This is a genomic window from Lysinibacillus sp. FSL W7-1291, from assembly GCF_038593415.1.
In the GTDB taxonomy this organism is placed as follows: domain Bacteria; phylum Bacillota; class Bacilli; order Bacillales_A; family Planococcaceae; genus Lysinibacillus; species Lysinibacillus fusiformis_D.
The window spans coordinates 4526528-4543649 of sequence record NZ_CP151994.1; the positions used below are offsets into that span (position 1 = coordinate 4526528).

At 36.9% G+C, this 17122-nt stretch carries 14 protein-coding genes and 1 pseudogene; 3 read left to right on the forward strand and 12 right to left on the reverse strand.

What is annotated here, in order from left to right; translation table 11 throughout:
- Positions 1-29: 29 nt before the first annotated feature.
- The 6 genes from NST76_RS22135 to NST76_RS22160 all read right to left on the reverse strand — a co-directional run bounded on the left by NST76_RS22135 (position 30) and on the right by NST76_RS22160 (position 7210).
- Positions 30-818 carry an MBL fold metallo-hydrolase gene (locus NST76_RS22135; RefSeq protein WP_036119378.1) on the reverse strand — a complete coding sequence of 263 codons (789 nt, stop codon included), beginning with the start codon at positions 816-818 and terminating at the stop codon, positions 30-32.
- Entirely contained in the window at positions 818-1639 is an 822-nt protein-coding gene (gene yycI / locus NST76_RS22140; protein WP_036119375.1) for a two-component system regulatory protein YycI, read from the reverse strand. The genes NST76_RS22135 and yycI overlap by 1 nt, the downstream gene beginning before the upstream one ends.
- Positions 1626-2951, reverse strand: coding sequence for a two-component system activity regulator YycH (gene yycH, locus NST76_RS22145; RefSeq protein ID WP_342535218.1), 1326 nt, complete (start codon positions 2949-2951; stop codon positions 1626-1628). Before yycH ends, yycI begins: the two co-directional genes overlap by 14 nt.
- Positions 2948-4813, reverse strand: coding sequence for a cell wall metabolism sensor histidine kinase WalK (gene walK / locus NST76_RS22150; protein WP_058844079.1), 1866 nt, complete (start codon positions 4811-4813; stop codon positions 2948-2950). The genes yycH and walK overlap by 4 nt, the downstream gene beginning before the upstream one ends.
- A 5-nt stretch (positions 4814-4818) precedes the next feature.
- A complete protein-coding gene (yycF, locus tag NST76_RS22155; protein ID WP_036077923.1) occupies positions 4819-5532 on the reverse strand; it encodes a response regulator YycF in 714 nt (237 codons plus the stop codon).
- A 214-nt stretch (positions 5533-5746) separates the two neighbouring features.
- A complete protein-coding gene (locus NST76_RS22160) occupies positions 5747-7210 on the reverse strand; it encodes a M23 family metallopeptidase (RefSeq protein WP_058844077.1) in 1464 nt (487 codons plus the stop codon).
- Between the two features lie 403 nt (positions 7211-7613).
- Between NST76_RS22160 and NST76_RS22165 the strand changes: the two genes are divergently transcribed.
- Positions 7614-8477: a YitT family protein gene (locus tag NST76_RS22165; RefSeq protein WP_051891596.1), complete on the forward strand. Its 864-nt coding sequence runs from the start codon at positions 7614-7616 to the stop codon at positions 8475-8477.
- A 49-nt stretch (positions 8478-8526) separates the two neighbouring features.
- On the opposite strand, the gene NST76_RS22170 is transcribed toward NST76_RS22165, so the two are convergent.
- The 6 genes and pseudogenes from NST76_RS22170 to rpsR form a co-directional block, all read right to left on the reverse strand.
- The gene (locus NST76_RS22170) at positions 8527-9816 is read right to left on the reverse strand and encodes an adenylosuccinate synthase (protein ID WP_036119360.1); all 1290 of its coding nucleotides are present in this window, start codon (positions 9814-9816) and stop codon (positions 8527-8529) included.
- 236 nt (positions 9817-10052) lie between these two features.
- A complete protein-coding gene (gene dnaB, locus NST76_RS22175; protein ID WP_036119357.1) occupies positions 10053-11414 on the reverse strand; it encodes a replicative DNA helicase in 1362 nt (453 codons plus the stop codon).
- Between the two features lie 13 nt (positions 11415-11427).
- Positions 11428-11874, reverse strand: coding sequence for a 50S ribosomal protein L9 (rplI, locus tag NST76_RS22180; protein WP_036119355.1), 447 nt, complete (start codon positions 11872-11874; stop codon positions 11428-11430).
- Entirely contained in the window at positions 11874-13844 is a 1971-nt protein-coding gene (locus NST76_RS22185; protein ID WP_036119352.1) for a DHH family phosphoesterase, read from the reverse strand. The genes rplI and NST76_RS22185 overlap by 1 nt, the downstream gene beginning before the upstream one ends.
- A gap of 13 nt (positions 13845-13857) precedes the next feature.
- Positions 13858-14799, reverse strand: coding sequence for a YybS family protein (locus tag NST76_RS22190; RefSeq protein ID WP_342544475.1), 942 nt, complete (start codon positions 14797-14799; stop codon positions 13858-13860).
- A gap of 317 nt (positions 14800-15116) precedes the next feature.
- Positions 15117-15323, reverse strand: a pseudogene (rpsR, locus tag NST76_RS22195) (30S ribosomal protein S18).
- A 368-nt stretch (positions 15324-15691) separates the two neighbouring features.
- Between rpsR and NST76_RS22200 the strand changes: the two are divergent.
- Complete coding sequence (locus NST76_RS22200; protein ID WP_342544476.1) at positions 15692-16390, forward strand: hypothetical protein; 699 nt, start codon at positions 15692-15694, stop codon at positions 16388-16390.
- A gap of 9 nt (positions 16391-16399) precedes the next feature.
- Positions 16400-16597, forward strand: a complete 198-nt coding sequence (locus tag NST76_RS22205; protein ID WP_036119346.1) for a hypothetical protein — start codon at positions 16400-16402, stop codon at positions 16595-16597.
- The last annotated feature ends 525 nt before the right edge of the window (positions 16598-17122 follow it).

The window sequence follows — 17122 nt, forward strand, 5'->3', positions numbered from 1 at the left end:
GCTCCAAGTTTTGCCTAAATAGCTTATGATTAAACCGTGACTAATTTTGTTGGTTCTTCTGCATCTGTATCAAAGAGATGAACATGCTCACCGACAAGGATGCCACAAGATTGCAAAGTTTGAGAGACACTCATGCGTGCCAACTCTTTCATATTATTATCTTTACTTAAATGCGAAAGATAAATATTGGTCGTCTTATCAAATACAACTTCACTCATTGCGATAGCTGCATCCTCATTAGACACATGTCCTACATCACTTAATATACGACGTTTAATGGACCAAGGATAACGTCCCATTTGAAGCATGTTGACATCATGATTACTTTCAAAAACAAAGGAATCTGCTCCACGGATAATCCCTTTCATACGATCACTGACATAGCCGGTATCTGTAATAATGACCAGCTTGCGATCATTCTCATGGAAAGTGTAGAACATTGGATCTGCTGCATCATGTGAAACGGCAAAGGACTCAACAGCTAAAGAACCAAAATACTTCACTGTATCCATTTCAAATTCAAAACGCTGTTCTACAGGAATATCACCAACTAGCCCATCCATTGCCTGCCATGTTTTGGCGTTTGCATAAATTGGTACACTATATTTTCGTGCCAGTACACCAATTCCCTTAATATGATCACTATGCTCATGTGTAACAAAAATGCCACTAAGCTGCTTCATATTACGGTCGATTTTTGTAAAGAGCTGCTCCATCTTTTTCCCACTAAGTCCCGCATCGACAATAAAAGCATGGTCGTCATTCTCTACATAAATCGAATTTCCTGTACTGCCACTTGCTAAAACACTAAATCGCATTATTCAACTCCCCAGTCTTCTTCTCCGCTCTCCTGCTTGTCCTCCTGGATTTCAATGACTTTACCTTCTACTGCATTGACAAAGTACTCCTCTTTTCCTCCATCAGGTAATTTCACTTGAACCTCCCACGTTGGCACCAGTACCTGTGTACGCGTTAATTTAACGAGCGTGGAGTAACCTAACTTCATTTGTGTAATGCGCGAGTCTGGTTTGAGCGGTCCTTTTGCATACAATGTTTGAATAATTTGAAGTGGTGGAATAACCGTTTCCTGCTGCTCCATTTCTTCAATATTATCAATCATTGTTTGTTCATACATTATTACTTCGTCATTTGTATTCCATTTTATTTTTAATGAACCATTATAATAGAACATTCGATTATTCGTCTTTTGGAAAAAAACAGCGACGCGTTCTTCTCGATCTATTTTCCATAAAGCATACGATGCTCCTTCATTGACATTGGCTAGAACAAAATCTGTAAAGCTTGCATCATCATTCACATTACGTAATTTAACAGGCTTCATGAAAATAGCACGAGCCTTTGTATTGTCATCCGTAGGGGTGACCTGTTGATTAGTATCTTTAAATTCAGCCTTTGTGAATTTATGTACTTGGGCTGTAATATAAGAGGCCGATTCAATATTATTTGGTAATGAGCCATACGTAATATTATCATCTTTTAAACGAGCTTCGATCGTTTTTTCACCAGGTACTTCAATATCTTTTGCTTCATTATAGCGATTTACATAAAGTGTATATAAGAAGATGTTGAGAATTAAAAAAACGAATATAAAAATAGATTTTGTTCTATTCCAATCCATTTTTAACACCTCCTAAAACTTCAGGCGTCAGTTTAATCCATGTACCATTACGAATAACAAACCAACAAGGTTCAAATGTAAAGATATTCAGTTCTTGATTTTGCGTTAAATAATAGCCCAATACAAGTTCCTCAATATCTGATAAGGCAATGTTATTAGCATTTTTTAATCTCTCAGCAATCTCTGTACCAGAAGGTAGTTCTTTAATTTCCTTCTCTGCTTCAATATCCATATCTAATGAAAAGTATGGACGCTTATAATGGAAAATCCGGCTATCTCCCCAAATTGTCGTCATTCGAGTAATGACATGATTGCTATAGACAGGTAAACCTTGTAAGTATAATTGATAATCCATTTGATTTTTATTGATGCTCGTTGAAGCATAACGAAAATCTGCTGTAAATCCTCCATGTTCATTGATAAATTCAAAGCTATCTTTAAGAAGCTTCGATGGCTCAATTCGTATACTGCTTTCTGCCGCTGGATAAACATAGTTTAATGATTTGAGATTTGTGTCTAATGTCATTAAGGACATACCATCTGTATATTTTTCAGAGGATGCACTTTCAACATTACGCTGGACAATATTTGGTTCTGGGAATAACACATTTTTAAATAATTCTGGTGTGATTTCTTCAATATAGTACGTAAATTTTACAGATTCCATTTTATTACTAGCTACATAAAGAGATGTCTGGCCTTCGCGCTCAACTTCTTTAAAAGCTTCATATTTTTTCGCAGGCTCTATGACTTCTTTGATAAACTGATTTACGTTTGGCACACTGACATGTGAACGGAATAATGATTGGTTATTGCTGCTAATATAATAAAGCATTAGATCCTTGCTATTATAATTACTCCAATCGATAATCATACGATTGAACGTTGTTTCGGGTAATTCCTTGTCCGTAAACTGAAAAATCGTGTTAAAGGCTGAAAACGGAATTTCACCAGTAAAGAAGATGGTCATCCGATTATCTGCACTAATAATTTGATTCACATAGTTTGGAGATAGATTATTGTTAACAGGTACTAGGTCAAGAATATTCCAGCCTTTAAAAGCCTTCATCATATCCTTCATTGCAGCATTAGATACTGTACCTGTAAATTCTTCATCGGAACGGAAAATAGCCTTGTACGGACGAATAATATCCTCCATATCCTTTTGTGGCTTAATGAGAATTTCCTCTCCTGTTGTTTTTTCAATAAATTTATAATCAGGTGTGTAGGTCCAAATCAAAAAAGTTAAGACCACACTTAACATGACAAGTAGAAATAATACAACAGATTTAACTGGCTCTATATATTTCATTCCCACTCACCTGCCTCACCAAATTCATCTGCATCATATGGTAATGTGAAGAAAATCGTTGTACCGTGTCCTTCCTCACTTTCAGCCCAAATCTTCCCACCGTGAGCTTCAATCATTTCCCGCGCAATAGCTAATCCTAAACCTGTTCCTCCCATAGAACGAGCACGTGCACGATCCACACGATAGAAACGATCGAAAATACGCCCTACATTTTCTTTAGGAATACCCATGCCATCATCAGAAATCATGACCTTCAGCATGTCCTCTTGTCCAGTAAAGCCAAAGCGAATATTACCGCCATCTGGTGAATATTTAATGGCATTCGAAATGATATTATCGATGACTTGTGTCACCTTATCCGTATCAATTTCTACATAGAAGGATGTTTCAGGGAATAATCGTTCAAACTGGACTTTATCCGATTTAGACATTTCAAATCGGTCGATAATACGGTTAAAGAATGAATTGAATAACACAATATCTTTATTCAACTCATAATCCGAACTATCCATTCTTGATAATTGTAATAAATCATTCACTAGACGAATCATTCGCTCTGTTTCGGTTTGTGTCACATTTAAAAATGTCGGAGCAATATTTTCATCTTTCCATGCCCCATCTGCTAGTGCCTCTAAATAACTATTCATCGTTGTTAACGGCGTTCTTAACTCATGTGATACATTCGATACAAATTCTCGACGATCCATTTCAATCTTTTCCTGCTCTGTTATATCGTGTAGTACAGTAATTAGACCGTTAATAAAACCAGTCTCTTTTTGAATAACAGAGAAATTAGCACGAAGTATATAAGGTGCATCGGCTGTACTAAAGTTTAAATTGATCGCATCATTCATATGAATTAAGTCTTCAAAGCCATATTCCTGATCAATTCCCAATACAGAGGCGATAGGACGCCCTAATGTAATATCTCTTGAAATATGCAGTAATTCTAGTGCAGGGTCATTAATCAGAATTATACGTCCTTTGCGATCGGTCGCGATAACGCCATCTGTCATATTAGTCAGAACCGAATCTAGCTTTCGACGTTCGGCTTCTGTTGTCGATTGTGCTTCTTGTAAACGATTGGTTAAATGATTAAAGGTAATGGCTAGCTGTCCTATTTCATCCGTACCGTATACTCGTACTTTCCGAGAATAGTTCCCCTTTGCCATCGCCTGAGCCTGCTTTCGCATATCAGCAATTGGCTGTGTAATCGTTCGTGCAACAAGAATACCTAAGAAGATGGTAATAACTAAGGACATAGCCGTACCACCAAGGAAAATTCGGTTAATGTCATTCATTTGTTCAAAAACGGATTCAATATTAGCTTCAATATAGAGAACACCGATAATTTCATCGTCTGGTCCTGCACCAGCTCTAATCGGATTCGCTAATACCCACACTCGATTTCTCGTTTTATTGTCTAGTTTAATGATGTCAAAGAGTGTTTCAGCAGATATGGCTCGACGCACTAGATCCGTATTAGAACGTTGTCCGATTAAATTTTGATTTTCAAGCTCCGATGTGGCAAGAATTCTTTGTCTATCATCAATAACACGAATTTCTAAAATATCTCCATTCGAAACATCCTTTAAACCAGTAGAAAACTCCATCACAATGGATTTTAGACTTTCTTCTAATTTAGGCATGCTTTCATCGCGTTCCTTTAATATTTCTTCACGAATACTATATTGCATCAAGTCGACACGCTGAAAAATGGAATCTTGGAAGTTGCTCTTCAAATTTCGTTCTAATTCACGAGCGAAATAGATACCGATAATTTGTAAGGCAAGCAATATTAATAAAATATAAATCAGCACTAGTTTGACATGAATGGATTTAAAGAAGCTCACTTTCTGCATTCCTATTACTCCTGTTCAGGATTTCGTAAATAATAACCTACACCACGTCGTGTGACGATCCAAGCGGGATGACTAGGATTATCCTCAATTTTTTCCCGTAAACGACGAATTGTTACGTCAACTGTTCGTACATCACCAAAGTAATCATAGCCCCATACTGTTTGTAGTAGGTGCTCTCGTGTCATGACCTGACCAATATGTTTTCCTAAATAATGAAGTAATTCAAATTCACGATGTGTCAGTTCAATTGCTTCATCACGCTTCATTACTAAATAAGCATCTGGTTGGATAACAAGAGATCCCACAACAATCTCATTAGACTCTTCCTCAGCCTCTTCTGCTGCAGGAGCAACAACTTGTAGACGGCGCATATTAGCCTTCACACGTGCAATCAGCTCTCTTGTACTAAATGGCTTTGTGACATAATCATCTGCGCCCATCTCTAATCCTAATACTTTATCAATCTCAGAGCCCTTAGCAGTTAGCATAATAATAGGGAAATCGTATTTTTTACGTACTTCTCTACACACTTCCATTCCATCGCGCTTTGGTAGCATGATATCTAAAAGCATTAAATCTGGTTGCTCTTCCTCTACTTTTTTTAATGCCTCATCACCATCATAAGCACAAATAACTTTATAGCCTTCTTTTATCAAATTAAATTGCAAAATATCTGCGATTGGTTTTTCATCGTCAACAACTAAAATGGTTTTGTTCATTCATTCTCTCCCTTTCGCTTTTTATCTATTCTTAAACAATGTGTATTTGTAAATTCACTACTCTTAACTCTATCATGCTTTCGAGTTCTATGCATTAATCGATATTCAATCCATCTTATACTGTGACAGAAAATGATATATTCCAACAATTATTTCTCGGGAAATAATTGAAAAAAGACAGCCCACCATTTGGACTGCCTTCTATTCCACATGTTTATCGACCTACATAAGATAACGGATTCTCTAATGAACCGTTCTTTTCAACTTCAAAGTGTAAATGTGTACCTGTCGAATTTCCAGTAGAACCCATTATTCCAATTACAGAACCCTTTTCCACTACTTGGCCCACTTCAACATTAATTGAAGATAGGTGCCCATAAAGTGTCGTATAGCCATTATTGTGATTGATAACAATGCGATTACCATAGCTGCCTGAAGTACCAGCTGCAACAACTACGCCATTATCAGCAGCTAAAATATTGTAGTTACTTGGACGAGCGATATCTATACCTCGATGGAAGGCTCCCCAACGTTCACCCATGCCACTTGAAATATAGCCTCCTACTGCTGGCCATGCAAATTCACCAGTTCCTCGTGAAGAAATTACCTTTGTACCAACTACTTCAATTTGATCTACTGGTTGTTGAATAACCTTTTCTGCTAATGCAACTTTTGAAGTTTGTGCTCCATTTTCAGACGTTAATGCATAGGTTGTTTCTTTTTTTCCATTAGCGCCTTCTTGTTTAATTACTTTTTCGCCTTTATACATTGTAGGGTCTTCTTTGACCACTTTTTTAAATGGAATTTCATCTGCAACTTTCTTTTCCTTTTTCACTTCAAGTGTTACAAACGGTTTTGCCACTGTAACATTTAGTGCTTGTCCAATTTGTAAAACTGTATCCACTGTAATGTCAGGATTCAATGCTAATAGTTCGCTTGTTGTTAAATTGTGTTTTTTAGCAACCGACCCTAACACATCACCTGATTGAATGTTATATGTCTCTTGCTCAAGATAGCCTGTCATTAAATATTTTACCGCTTGCTCAGGCGATACAATTTCAGTCGGTGTAACTTTTTGCGACAATCCCGAAACTCCCTGTTTAAACGAAATATCTAATAGACGAGATTCACCATTTTGTAATTCAGGTAAATTGTTAATAGCTTGCTGGGTTTCAGCAAGTTTATCTAATTCTTGCTGAGAAACATATTGTAGCTTTAACAATTGGACAGTCTTTTCATAAGCCTCTGTATTCTCTAATGATACAACCGGTTTATGATCAACTAATAATGTAAAAGCATCGGATTTTGCTACTAAAGATTGCTCAAGTTTGGATAACGTTTCCGCATCTTTTGTTTCATTCGCAAATACTTGCTCCGGGATTATTTTAACAGCTGAACTAGCATCAATCGATAATCCTTTGAATTGCTGACTCGCTACTTTTTCCTTTGAGGCAATAATTTCTTGAATAGCTTTCTCATCAGATACTGCACCAATATATTCATTTCCCACATAAACGTGGAAAATTTTATTTAAGTTTTCTTTATTATATTCCTTAGCAAAACCCATATTAATCGTTAGGCTGGTCATTAAAACTGCAACGATTGAAGCCTTTTTAAAAGAAGAAAAATTGTAGGTGAATCTATTGTTTTCTTCTTTTCTTTTCCAAAACGAATTCATCAATAAAGCCCCTTCCAACTTTACCCTATAGTAGGATGATTTACCCACAAGGATTTTTTGCACCCTTATAATTTACCATAAAGAAAATGGCGTTTGAATGATTTCACCCTTTTGTAATGTAAATGTATTATTTATCTACTAATTGTTACATAGAATAAATTTTATATAGTTAGTAATTACTGTATTTTTATTCATATATTAGGTTATAAAAAACACCTGCCTATAGAAGGATAAAATAAACTATATTGAGCCATTGGTATATTAATCTCTAAATTTTTTCAAGTGAATTTCGACTTAATACTTTTTACTTTTTTAATATTCCGATAAACTATAAAAGAAAATACATTATTTGATTGGAGCGATTAAATTGAGTGATTCACAAACCTCTGAGATCTCAACAAAAATGTTGAGAATGCAGAAAAATAATATGCGTAAAATTTTTCTTAGGATTATTATGGTTCCGCTAGGTGCAATAATAATGGCATTGGGCTTGGAGCTATTTTTAGTACCTAACCACATCATGGATGGAGGCATCGTAGGCGTTTCCATTATCACATCTCATTTATTAAATTTACCCCTTGGTATTTTCATCTTCATTTTAAACTTACCTTTTATTTTTTTAGGCTATAAACAAATTGGGAAAACCTTTGCTATTTCTACAGGGCTCGGTATTACTGTACTCTCGTTAGCAACACTTGCCTTACATAACATACATCCATTTACGGAAGACACACTATTGGCTACAGTTTTTGGTGGAATGATTTTAGGCGTTGGTGTCGGTATTGTCATTCGTTATGGTGGTTCATTGGATGGAACTGAAATATTAGCCATCTTATTTAATAGCAAGACACCGTTTTCAGTCGGGGAAATCATTATGATCTTCAACGTCATTATTTTTGCAGTGGCAGGTTTTGTTTTTAATTGGGAGCAGGCCATGTACTCCATCATTGCATACTATATTGCCTATAAAATGATTGATATTGTTATTCAAGGATTAGAAGAATCAAAATCGGTTTATATCATAAGTGATGAAATTGATGAAATTGGACAAACGATTATGGATCGACTTGGTCGTGGTGTTACCTTCCTTCATGGGGAGGGGGCTTATACGGGAAACGATAAGAAAGTTATCTTTACCGTTATTACTCGTTTAGAAGAAGCGAAGTTAAAATCAATTGTTGCAGAAATTGATGACAATGCATTTTTAGCCATCGGTAATATCGCCGAGGTAAAAGGCGGTCGCTTTAAGAAAAGGGATATTCACTAAAAATGGGCGTACCTCATATGGCACGCCCATTTCAATTTATTTTACTTTATTAGGCTTCCCAAACATCCACTAAAACATTTGTTTGCTCACGAGCAGGTCCCACTGAGAAAGTAGCAATTTGAATGCCAGTTAACTCACTGATGCGCTCTACATAGCGTCGTGCGTTTTCAGGTAGCTCTTCTAAAGTGCGGCAGCTCGTTACATCCTCTGACCAGCCTGGAAGCTCTTCATAGATCGGCTCACATTGTTCAATAATATGAAGATTTGCTGGATACTCCGTAATTGTTTCACCTTTATAGTTATATGCTGTACAGATTTTTACTGTTTCTAAACCAGATAAAACGTCAATAGAGTTAAGTGCAAGATGTGTAATTCCACTTACACGACGTGAATGACGAACAACGACTGTATCGAACCAACCTACACGACGTGGACGACCTGTTGTTGTACCGTATTCGCGACCAACCTCACGAATTTGTTGACCCACTTCATCAAATAATTCTGTTGGGAAAGGACCATCTCCTACACGAGATGTATAGGCCTTCGATACGCCAATAACACTTGTCACACGTGATGGACCAACACCTGCTCCAATCGCTACACCACCTGCAACTGGATTTGAAGACGTTACATATGGATACGTACCTTGATCGACATCAAGTAAAATTCCTTGTGCACCTTCAAACAACACTTTGCCGCCTTCATCAAGGACATCATTTAAGATTTTAGATGTATCTGCGACATATTTTGCGATTTCTTGTCCATAGCCATAGTATTCCTCGAAAATTTCTTCGAATGTTACGCCTTCAACTTCATAGAATTTCTCAAATAATTTATTTTTAATGGCTAAATTATGACGTAGTTTTTCTTCAAAGATTTCCTTATCAAGTAAATCAGCCATACGGATTCCAATACGCGCTACTTTATCTTGATAGCAAGGTCCAATCCCTTTACAAGTTGTGCCGATTTTATTATCGCCACGACTTTCTTCATCTGCAATATCTTGCTTAATATGATAAGGCAAAATAACATGTGCACGATTAGAAATACGTAGATTATCTGTATTAATGCCGCGCTCCTGTAAACCTTTAAGCTCTGTTACTAATGACTTTGGATTGACAACTAATCCATTACCAATTACTGAAGTTTTTTCTTTATAGAAGATCCCTGATGGAATTAAATGTAGTTTGTATGTTTCACCATCAATTTTAATGGTATGTCCTGCATTATCTCCACCTGCAAAGCGAGCGATTGCATCGGCTTTTTGCGAAAGGAAATCTGTAATTTTACCTTTCCCTTCGTCTCCCCACTGTGTTCCTACAACTACTACTGATGTCATAATCAGCACCTCCGTTAGATACCTTTGTATCTCAATTTTCAAGCCTCAATCATTGTAACAATGATAGAAACGCCCCGTCAATAAAAAACAGTGAAAAAACACGAACATAAAATCAAAAAATCTGATTCAACGTTCGTGTTTAATAACAGAATGATATGAATATTATCGAACATTCAGATTAATTTAATCTATGGGTAATATTGCATTACTTAAGAGGCAACTTATCTGAATAACGACTAATCACGTGGCGGTGGTGGTGGCATTTGAGACCAATCCACATTAATGAACTTATTGAATTCCTTTTTAAAGGCCAGTGTAACGGTTCCTGTTGGACCATTACGCTGTTTTGCAATAATAATTTCGATCATATTTTTACTCTCAGATTCTTTATCGTAATAGTCATCACGATATAAAAAGGCAACAATATCAGCATCTTGCTCAATACTTCCCGATTCACGTAAGTCACTCATCATTGGTCGTTTATCCTGTCGCTGCTCAACCCCACGAGATAGCTGTGATAGTGCAATAACAGGAACCTTTAATTCACGGGCTAGTCCCTTTAAGGAACGTGAAATCTCCGATACTTCTTGCTGACGGTTTTCTCCCGGTTTGCCACTACCTTGAATTAACTGTAAATAATCGATTAAGATCATTCCGAGTCCATTTTCCTGTGCTAAACGTCGACATTTCGCACGAATTTCATTGATTCGTACACCTGGTGTATCATCAATAAAAATTCCCGAATTCGATAAACTACCCATTGCCATAGTTAGTTTACCCCAATCATCCGTAGTTAAAGCACCTGTACGTAAAACTTGTGCATCAATATTGCCTTCTGCGCAAAGCATACGCATGACAAGTTGCTCTGCACCCATCTCTAAAGAAAATATTGCCACATTCTCACGCGCTTGTACGGCGACACTTTGCGCCACATTCAACGCAAAGGCCGTTTTCCCTACAGAAGGACGTGCTGCTACAATAATTAAATCATTGCGCTGGAAGCCCGCCGTAATATTGTCTAAATCACGGAAGCCTGTCGGTATACCCGTTACATCTCCCTTTTGTGATTGAAGTTTCTCAATATTATCGAATGTTTCCACTAGCACATCTTTAACATGCTTAAAGTCACCAGCATTCTTTCGATTGGCAACCTCCATCATTTTCTTCTCTGCTTCGCCTAATAATGCCTCTACCTCGTCCTCACGTGTGTAGCCGTCCTCAACGATTTTCGTAGCTACACGAATCAATCGACGTAATAGCGCCTTTTCCTCAACGATTTTGGCGTAATGTGCGACATTAGCAGCTGTAGGGACAGCATTGGCGAGCTCTAGTAAATAAGATAGCCCGCCAACATCTTCAATCTCTTTTTTAGCTGATAACTCTTCTGTAACTGTTACAACATCTATCGCTTTTCCTTGATCACTCAAGCGTAGCATCGTTTCGAAAATTTTCTTATGGGCATTTAAATAAAAATCATCCACCAATAAAATTTCTGATGCTGTTATTAACGCCTGTGGTTCAAGAAATATTGCACCGATAACCGATTGCTCCGCCTCCCGGTTATGCGGTGGAACGCGGTCCATCATCGGTTCACTCATGGATCGTCGCTCCTTATTCTTCCGTTACATGTACTTTTAACGTTGCTGATACTTCATGGTGCAATTTTACAGGAACATTTGTAAAGCCAAGAGCACGAATGCCATCAGGTAAAGTCATTTTACGTTTATCAATTTTAATGCCATGTACTTTTTGTAATGCATCAGCAATTTGCTTTGTTGATACTGAGCCGAATAAGCGGCCACCTTCACCTGATTTTGCTTTTACCTCAACTGTTAACGCTTCTAATTTCTCTTTTAATGCTTGTGCTTCAGCTAATTCAGCTGCTGCATTTTTAGCTTCTAATTTTTTTTGTCCATCTAATTGACTCAGTGCTTGAGCATTTGCTTCAGCAGCATAGCCATTTTTAATCAGGAAATTTTGTGCATAGCCATCAGCTACATTTTTAATTTCACCTTTTTTCCCTTTTCCTTTAACGTCTTTTAAAAATACTACTTTCATTAGTCAGAACTCCCTTCAAAGACCTCATTTATGGCCTCTTCTAAATGTTTTTTCACACCATCAATGGATTTAGCCTCTATTTGACAGGCAGCATTCGTTAAATGTCCACCGCCGCCAAGCCTTTCCATGATGAGCTGTACATTGACCTCCCCTAGAGATCGTGCACTTATACCAATTTTTCCATCTGCTCGATGTGCAATGACAAAGGATGCACTAACATCCTTCATGGTTAGTAAAATATCTGCTGTTTGTGCAATTAAAACAGAGTCATACACTTTCGATTCCTCTCCTACAGCAATAGCTACTCCAGGTTTTACAAATTGCACGGTTTGCACAATTTTGGAGCGCTCAATATAGGTGTCCACATCTTCTTTTAAAAGACGCTGCACCAATATTGTATCAGCACCATTCGTTCGTAAATAAGAAGCCGCTTCAAATGTACGTGCTCCTGTTCGAAGTGTAAAGCTTTTGGTATCGACAATAATGCCTGCAAGTAACGCTGTAGCCTCTAGCATATTGATCTTTGCACGCTTCGGCTGATATTCTAGTAACTCTGTCACTAACTCAGCCGTCGATGACGCATATGGTTCCATATAAACAAGTGTAGGATTTTCTATAAAGTCCTCACTTCGACGATGGTGGTCGATTACGACAACCTTTTCAGCTAGTTTCAATAAGTGTTCATCGATGACTAAATTCGGTTTATGAGTGTCCACGATCACGAGCAATGATTTTTCTGTCATTTTCCCAGCGGCTTCCTCAGGTGTTAGGAAATTTTCATAGAAATCGGATTTACTCTCAATTTCATTCATGAGTCGTGTCACACTACCATTTAATTCATCAAAGTTTATAATGACATAGCCTTTTACATCATTCATCTGAGCCATTTTTCGTACACCGACAGATGCACCTATGGAATCCATATCAGGATTTTTATGTCCCATAACAAACACTTGGTCACTGTCTTGAATTAAATCACGCAATGCGTGTGAAATGACGCGAGCTCTAACTCGTGTACGCTTTTCAACTGGATTCGTTTTCCCACCGTAAAATTTAAGCTTTCCAGTAGGTTGTTTGATCGCCACTTGGTCACCGCCACGTCCTAATACAAGATCTAGACTCGATTGTGCCAATTCACCAAGCTCTACTAGTGATGATGATCCAGCCCCTACACCAATACTTAATGTTAATGATAAATTTTTCTGAGCTGTTTTTTCTCGAATAGTATCTAAAATAGCAAATTTTTTCTTTTCAAGCTCTGTTAAAATAGATTCGTTTAGTACCGCTAAAAAACGATCTGATGATATTCGTTTGACAAATACACCATGCTCAGCAGCCCATTCATTGACAATTGACGTAACCATCGTATTTGTTAAACTTCGTGGTTGGTCGTCCATAGCTTGTGTGATTTCATCATAATTGTCGACAAATAAGATAGCAATAACTGTACGATCTGCATAGTATTGCTTTTCAATGGCAATCTGTTCTGTTATATCAAAGAAGTATAGTAGTCGTTCCTCTTTTTTATAATACACACGATATTTCCGATCACTTAGTGTAATCGTAGCCTCGTTTGTTTCCTCGGTCTTCATTAATACATAAATGTCGTCAGATATATCGACAATACCTTCTCCCACTAATGATTCCATGTTTAAGATACCTTGCATATATGGATTCGACCATTCGATTTCATATTGCTCGTTAACGAGCAATATCCCGATAGGCATTTCAAGCAATGCCTCTTCGCCTACTTTTTTCATTCGGAAGGAAATGGATTCAATATGCTTTTCTGTTTCTTCAAAAGCAATTTTTTCTACCTTCCATGTGTAGGCCATTAATAAAATAAAACCTACCCCATAACCGATACCTATCCCGATATTCCAAATACATAGAAGCACGAACGTCACAATTCCAAATATGGAAAGAACAAAAAGCGGATAGCGAATTGGTCGTTTTCTAAAAGTCCCCATTACAATCAGCCCCTTATTCTTTAGTTTTCCCCTTTACAAGTGCACGTACGTCAAAACCTAAATCAACAATACCAAGTAAAATCATGAAGGATGATAACGGAATAGCTAACAAGGTAGCTACCCATTTTACTCCCGTTGGCATGCCCTTTTTAGAAATGAAATAATGGATAAAAGATATCCCTTGTAGAATGAGTAAAATCCATAAAATATAAGAAACATTTAATACAATTATATCTAACGTGGAACCAGCTTCTGGACGCATAAACAGATTAATGCATAAAACAATCATGTAATACCATAAAATAGAGCGTGGTAATCTCATATTTTGGAACGGAGCAAACTTTGGTACATCTACTCCTAGTCGTTTTAAAGCTGGTAAATTTAACGTGATGATAATAAATGCAGCAAAAAATGCTGATATTGTTATCGTTGCAGGCATCGTCAGCTCGATTGTTTTAAGCATCGCCTCAAGCTGTTCTGGTTGTAAAGCTACTTGCCCCGTTACATTTTTTGCAAATTCATTAGATTGTTCATAATTTTTACGAACCATTTCTAAACTCATGCTAATGAAGTCAATTCCTGCAAGTTTTACATAGGCAAGATAAACCATTGCCATGGAGATTAGATTAGCAATCCCTGTTGACATAAATAAATAGAGCTTACTTTTCTTCAGATAAATTGCATTACCAATAATGACACCTAATAGCCCTAAAATAAAGGCAAACGGTAGCATGGTTATTCCACTCGTGATAGTGGTTAGGATACAGCCTACTATTGCGACGAGTATTGATGAGGAACGCTTGTAATTTGCACTATACCAAGCAATCGGTAGAGGAGCGAATAATAAAGCTACTATAAAGATGAATGGTACATATGCAGAAATCAGCATTAATATTGTAAAAAGTGCAACCATCATTGAGCCTTGTACAAGCGCTTTTGTTTGATTATTCGGCATTGAAAACCTTCCTTTTTTTCAGTCAAACTTACTACCCTTTATTGTACCATTTTTTCATAGTATTGAACAAAAATCACTTAGATCACTATATGCATTGCCATTAATTTTATCATTCTTGTTTAGTATTATTGCGCTTGCTTATAAAATACTTTGGTACATTACTGGTGCAAATTCAACGGTCCATGAAGAGAAAACGTATATTAGGCTTGAAAAAATGACTTTTACCTATAACAAAAAACCAGCATATACTGATTCGAATATCGTAATATGCTGGTTTTTAAGTTGATGTAAGGTCCGTTACCTTAACGTCATCAATCTTATTTATCTTCTGCTACGAATCCATGATACGAGATACTTTGATAGCTGAAGTTAATCTTAGCGCTAGTGCCAGTTACGCGACGTGGTAAAATTTTACCTCACTCAGAGATGGATTTTTTTTATAAATCCACATCTTTATAGTCGATGTGCGTAATATTGTTTGAAGTGCAGTAGCAAACTTTGCGGCCTCCGTGACGTGGTGCCATAGTATGTCTCCTTCTTACCATACAGTATGTAATCCTTGTGTATTCAATTGATAACACTATCAAACAAAAAAACATGTATAATCTGAGTTTTATTATTCTAGACCAATCCCTCCTTTCTTCTTTGTATTTTAAACACAAAAAGCCCTTGAGGGATAGAATCATGTTAGATACAGAATTAGGCAGAGCTATCCTGTATTTGATGCAATCTCAAGGGCTGTTAAGTGTTAATTGCACGAGTTATCAACTCAAAAAAATAATGTCTACTTTTTTGTTGCAGATAAATATATTAATTACCAAAAAGAAGGAAATTTAGATTTGGTGTAGAATTAATAATTTGTAACAAAACACTAAAAATGGGAGGTTTTATTATGTCGATGGCAAAAAAAATGTATTTGCCAGTATTAATGATCTTTACTATTTTTTGTTTAGGTTTGTCTCCAGCTAAAGATGTTTCTGTGCAAGCTGAGGATGCTCCGAGTATTGTTGTAGTTACCGGCAAACTTGCTAAGGAACTGCTTAATACAACGCTCCGTGCAGTCGAGAAGGGGAAAGTTGGGAATGTAGCTCCTGTGTCTGCATTTGATTTGGAAGGTTCGAGTGTGTACACTGTTGGTGGTGGAGTTACGGCGGTTACAGTTCCTTTGCATGGGGATTATAGCCTTCCTAGTAATATAACGGTATTCTTAGATGAGGATCATAATGTATTGCAGACAAATGAAATGCTGGTTACCCAGAATGAGCTAGGAAACTTCCAGGTTTCGACGTATTTGAATGGAACACTTGTTAAATCTCAGGATACTGGGATTGCTTATATGACGGATGAAGAATTACTTGCAGAAGAGCCATCTATGATTCAACCGATGGGTATAGGAGCAGTGGCAAGTTGTCTTGGAGCAGTACTTGGTGTCGGTGGTACGGTGGCTTATATTATTGCGGTTGCGTGTGGCGGTTCGTGTGCAGCACCGACACCAGTAACTGCTCCAATCTGTGCTGCATGTATTGGAGCATATGCTGTTATTGGTGCAGGGGGTATTGCTGGAGCGGTAGCTTGTTTCAACTACCTGTGAGGTGATTAGATGAATAAGGTTTTGGCAATCTCGATTTTAGGAATGGGTTTAACTGGTGCCGTTTTAATCATCTCGGTCGCCTTGTTGTTCAAATCTCCAATAGGAATTGTGTTACAGATGGTTACGGCTGCTTCAACATTAGCTTTCGTTATTTTCGCTGTCTCGGCTTTAGTATTTCGTCGGCGATTAGATGCAAAAAGAGAGTAATATATTTATTAAATGAATAAAGCCGTGGTATTAAGGAGTAGTCAACTTTGACTACTCTTTTTTACTGAGGATGATTTTAAACAAGAGGTAAAAAAATACAGTTTTATTTTGTCTAAGCGTTCGAAAATAAATTCCGACTTGTTCCTTCTAATTTCAGTTTATAAAACTGCTTGGTAAATATGTCCTCCAGCTATATCTTTTCATAGAAAAATATATTTAGAAAGTAGATTCGAGATACATATTCAGATTAACTCACACTTTTATTGTTTTAACTATAAAAGGAACTAGTTGTTGCTAAGTACCGATTTAATGTTGCAGGAGAAACTTTTTACTAGCTTGACGATTATCAATAAACTCAATGAAGTTTGGTATATCTGCTGGCTTTATTTCAAACTCTCCTATTTAGCCATAAATAAAAAACCTTTAAATCTTCTAAATAACTTTTTACAGTATTTGATGATAATCCTTTTTGTTCTAAAATATTTATAAAATCTAAGACCTCTACAATAATCCGCAGCTATTGCT

Bases quoted from the DNA above. Each gene is read 5' to 3' on its own strand.
- NST76_RS22200 (WP_342544476.1), top strand. From the start codon at position 15,692: ATGTCGATGGCAAAAAAAATGTATTTGCCAGTATTAATGATCTTTACT.
- NST76_RS22160 (WP_058844077.1), bottom strand. From the start codon at position 7,210: ATGAATTCGTTTTGGAAAAGAAAAGAAGAAAACAATAGATTCACCTAC.
- rplI (WP_036119355.1), bottom strand. From the start codon at position 11,874: ATGAAAGTAGTATTTTTAAAAGACGTTAAAGGAAAAGGGAAAAAAGGT.
- NST76_RS22205 (WP_036119346.1), top strand. From the start codon at position 16,400: ATGAATAAGGTTTTGGCAATCTCGATTTTAGGAATGGGTTTAACTGGT.
- dnaB (WP_036119357.1), bottom strand. From the start codon at position 11,414: ATGAGTGAACCGATGATGGACCGCGTTCCACCGCATAACCGGGAGGCG.
- NST76_RS22185 (WP_036119352.1), bottom strand. From the start codon at position 13,844: ATGGGGACTTTTAGAAAACGACCAATTCGCTATCCGCTTTTTGTTCTT.
- NST76_RS22165 (WP_051891596.1), top strand. From the start codon at position 7,614: ATGTTGAGAATGCAGAAAAATAATATGCGTAAAATTTTTCTTAGGATT.
- yycI (WP_036119375.1), bottom strand. From the start codon at position 1,639: ATGGATTGGAATAGAACAAAATCTATTTTTATATTCGTTTTTTTAATT.
- NST76_RS22190 (WP_342544475.1), bottom strand. From the start codon at position 14,799: ATGCCGAATAATCAAACAAAAGCGCTTGTACAAGGCTCAATGATGGTT.
- NST76_RS22135 (WP_036119378.1), bottom strand. From the start codon at position 818: ATGCGATTTAGTGTTTTAGCAAGTGGCAGTACAGGAAATTCGATTTAT.
- walK (WP_058844079.1), bottom strand. From the start codon at position 4,813: ATGCAGAAAGTGAGCTTCTTTAAATCCATTCATGTCAAACTAGTGCTG.
- yycH (WP_342535218.1), bottom strand. From the start codon at position 2,951: ATGAAATATATAGAGCCAGTTAAATCTGTTGTATTATTTCTACTTGTC.
- yycF (WP_036077923.1), bottom strand. From the start codon at position 5,532: ATGAACAAAACCATTTTAGTTGTTGACGATGAAAAACCAATCGCAGAT.
- NST76_RS22170 (WP_036119360.1), bottom strand. From the start codon at position 9,816: ATGACATCAGTAGTAGTTGTAGGAACACAGTGGGGAGACGAAGGGAAA.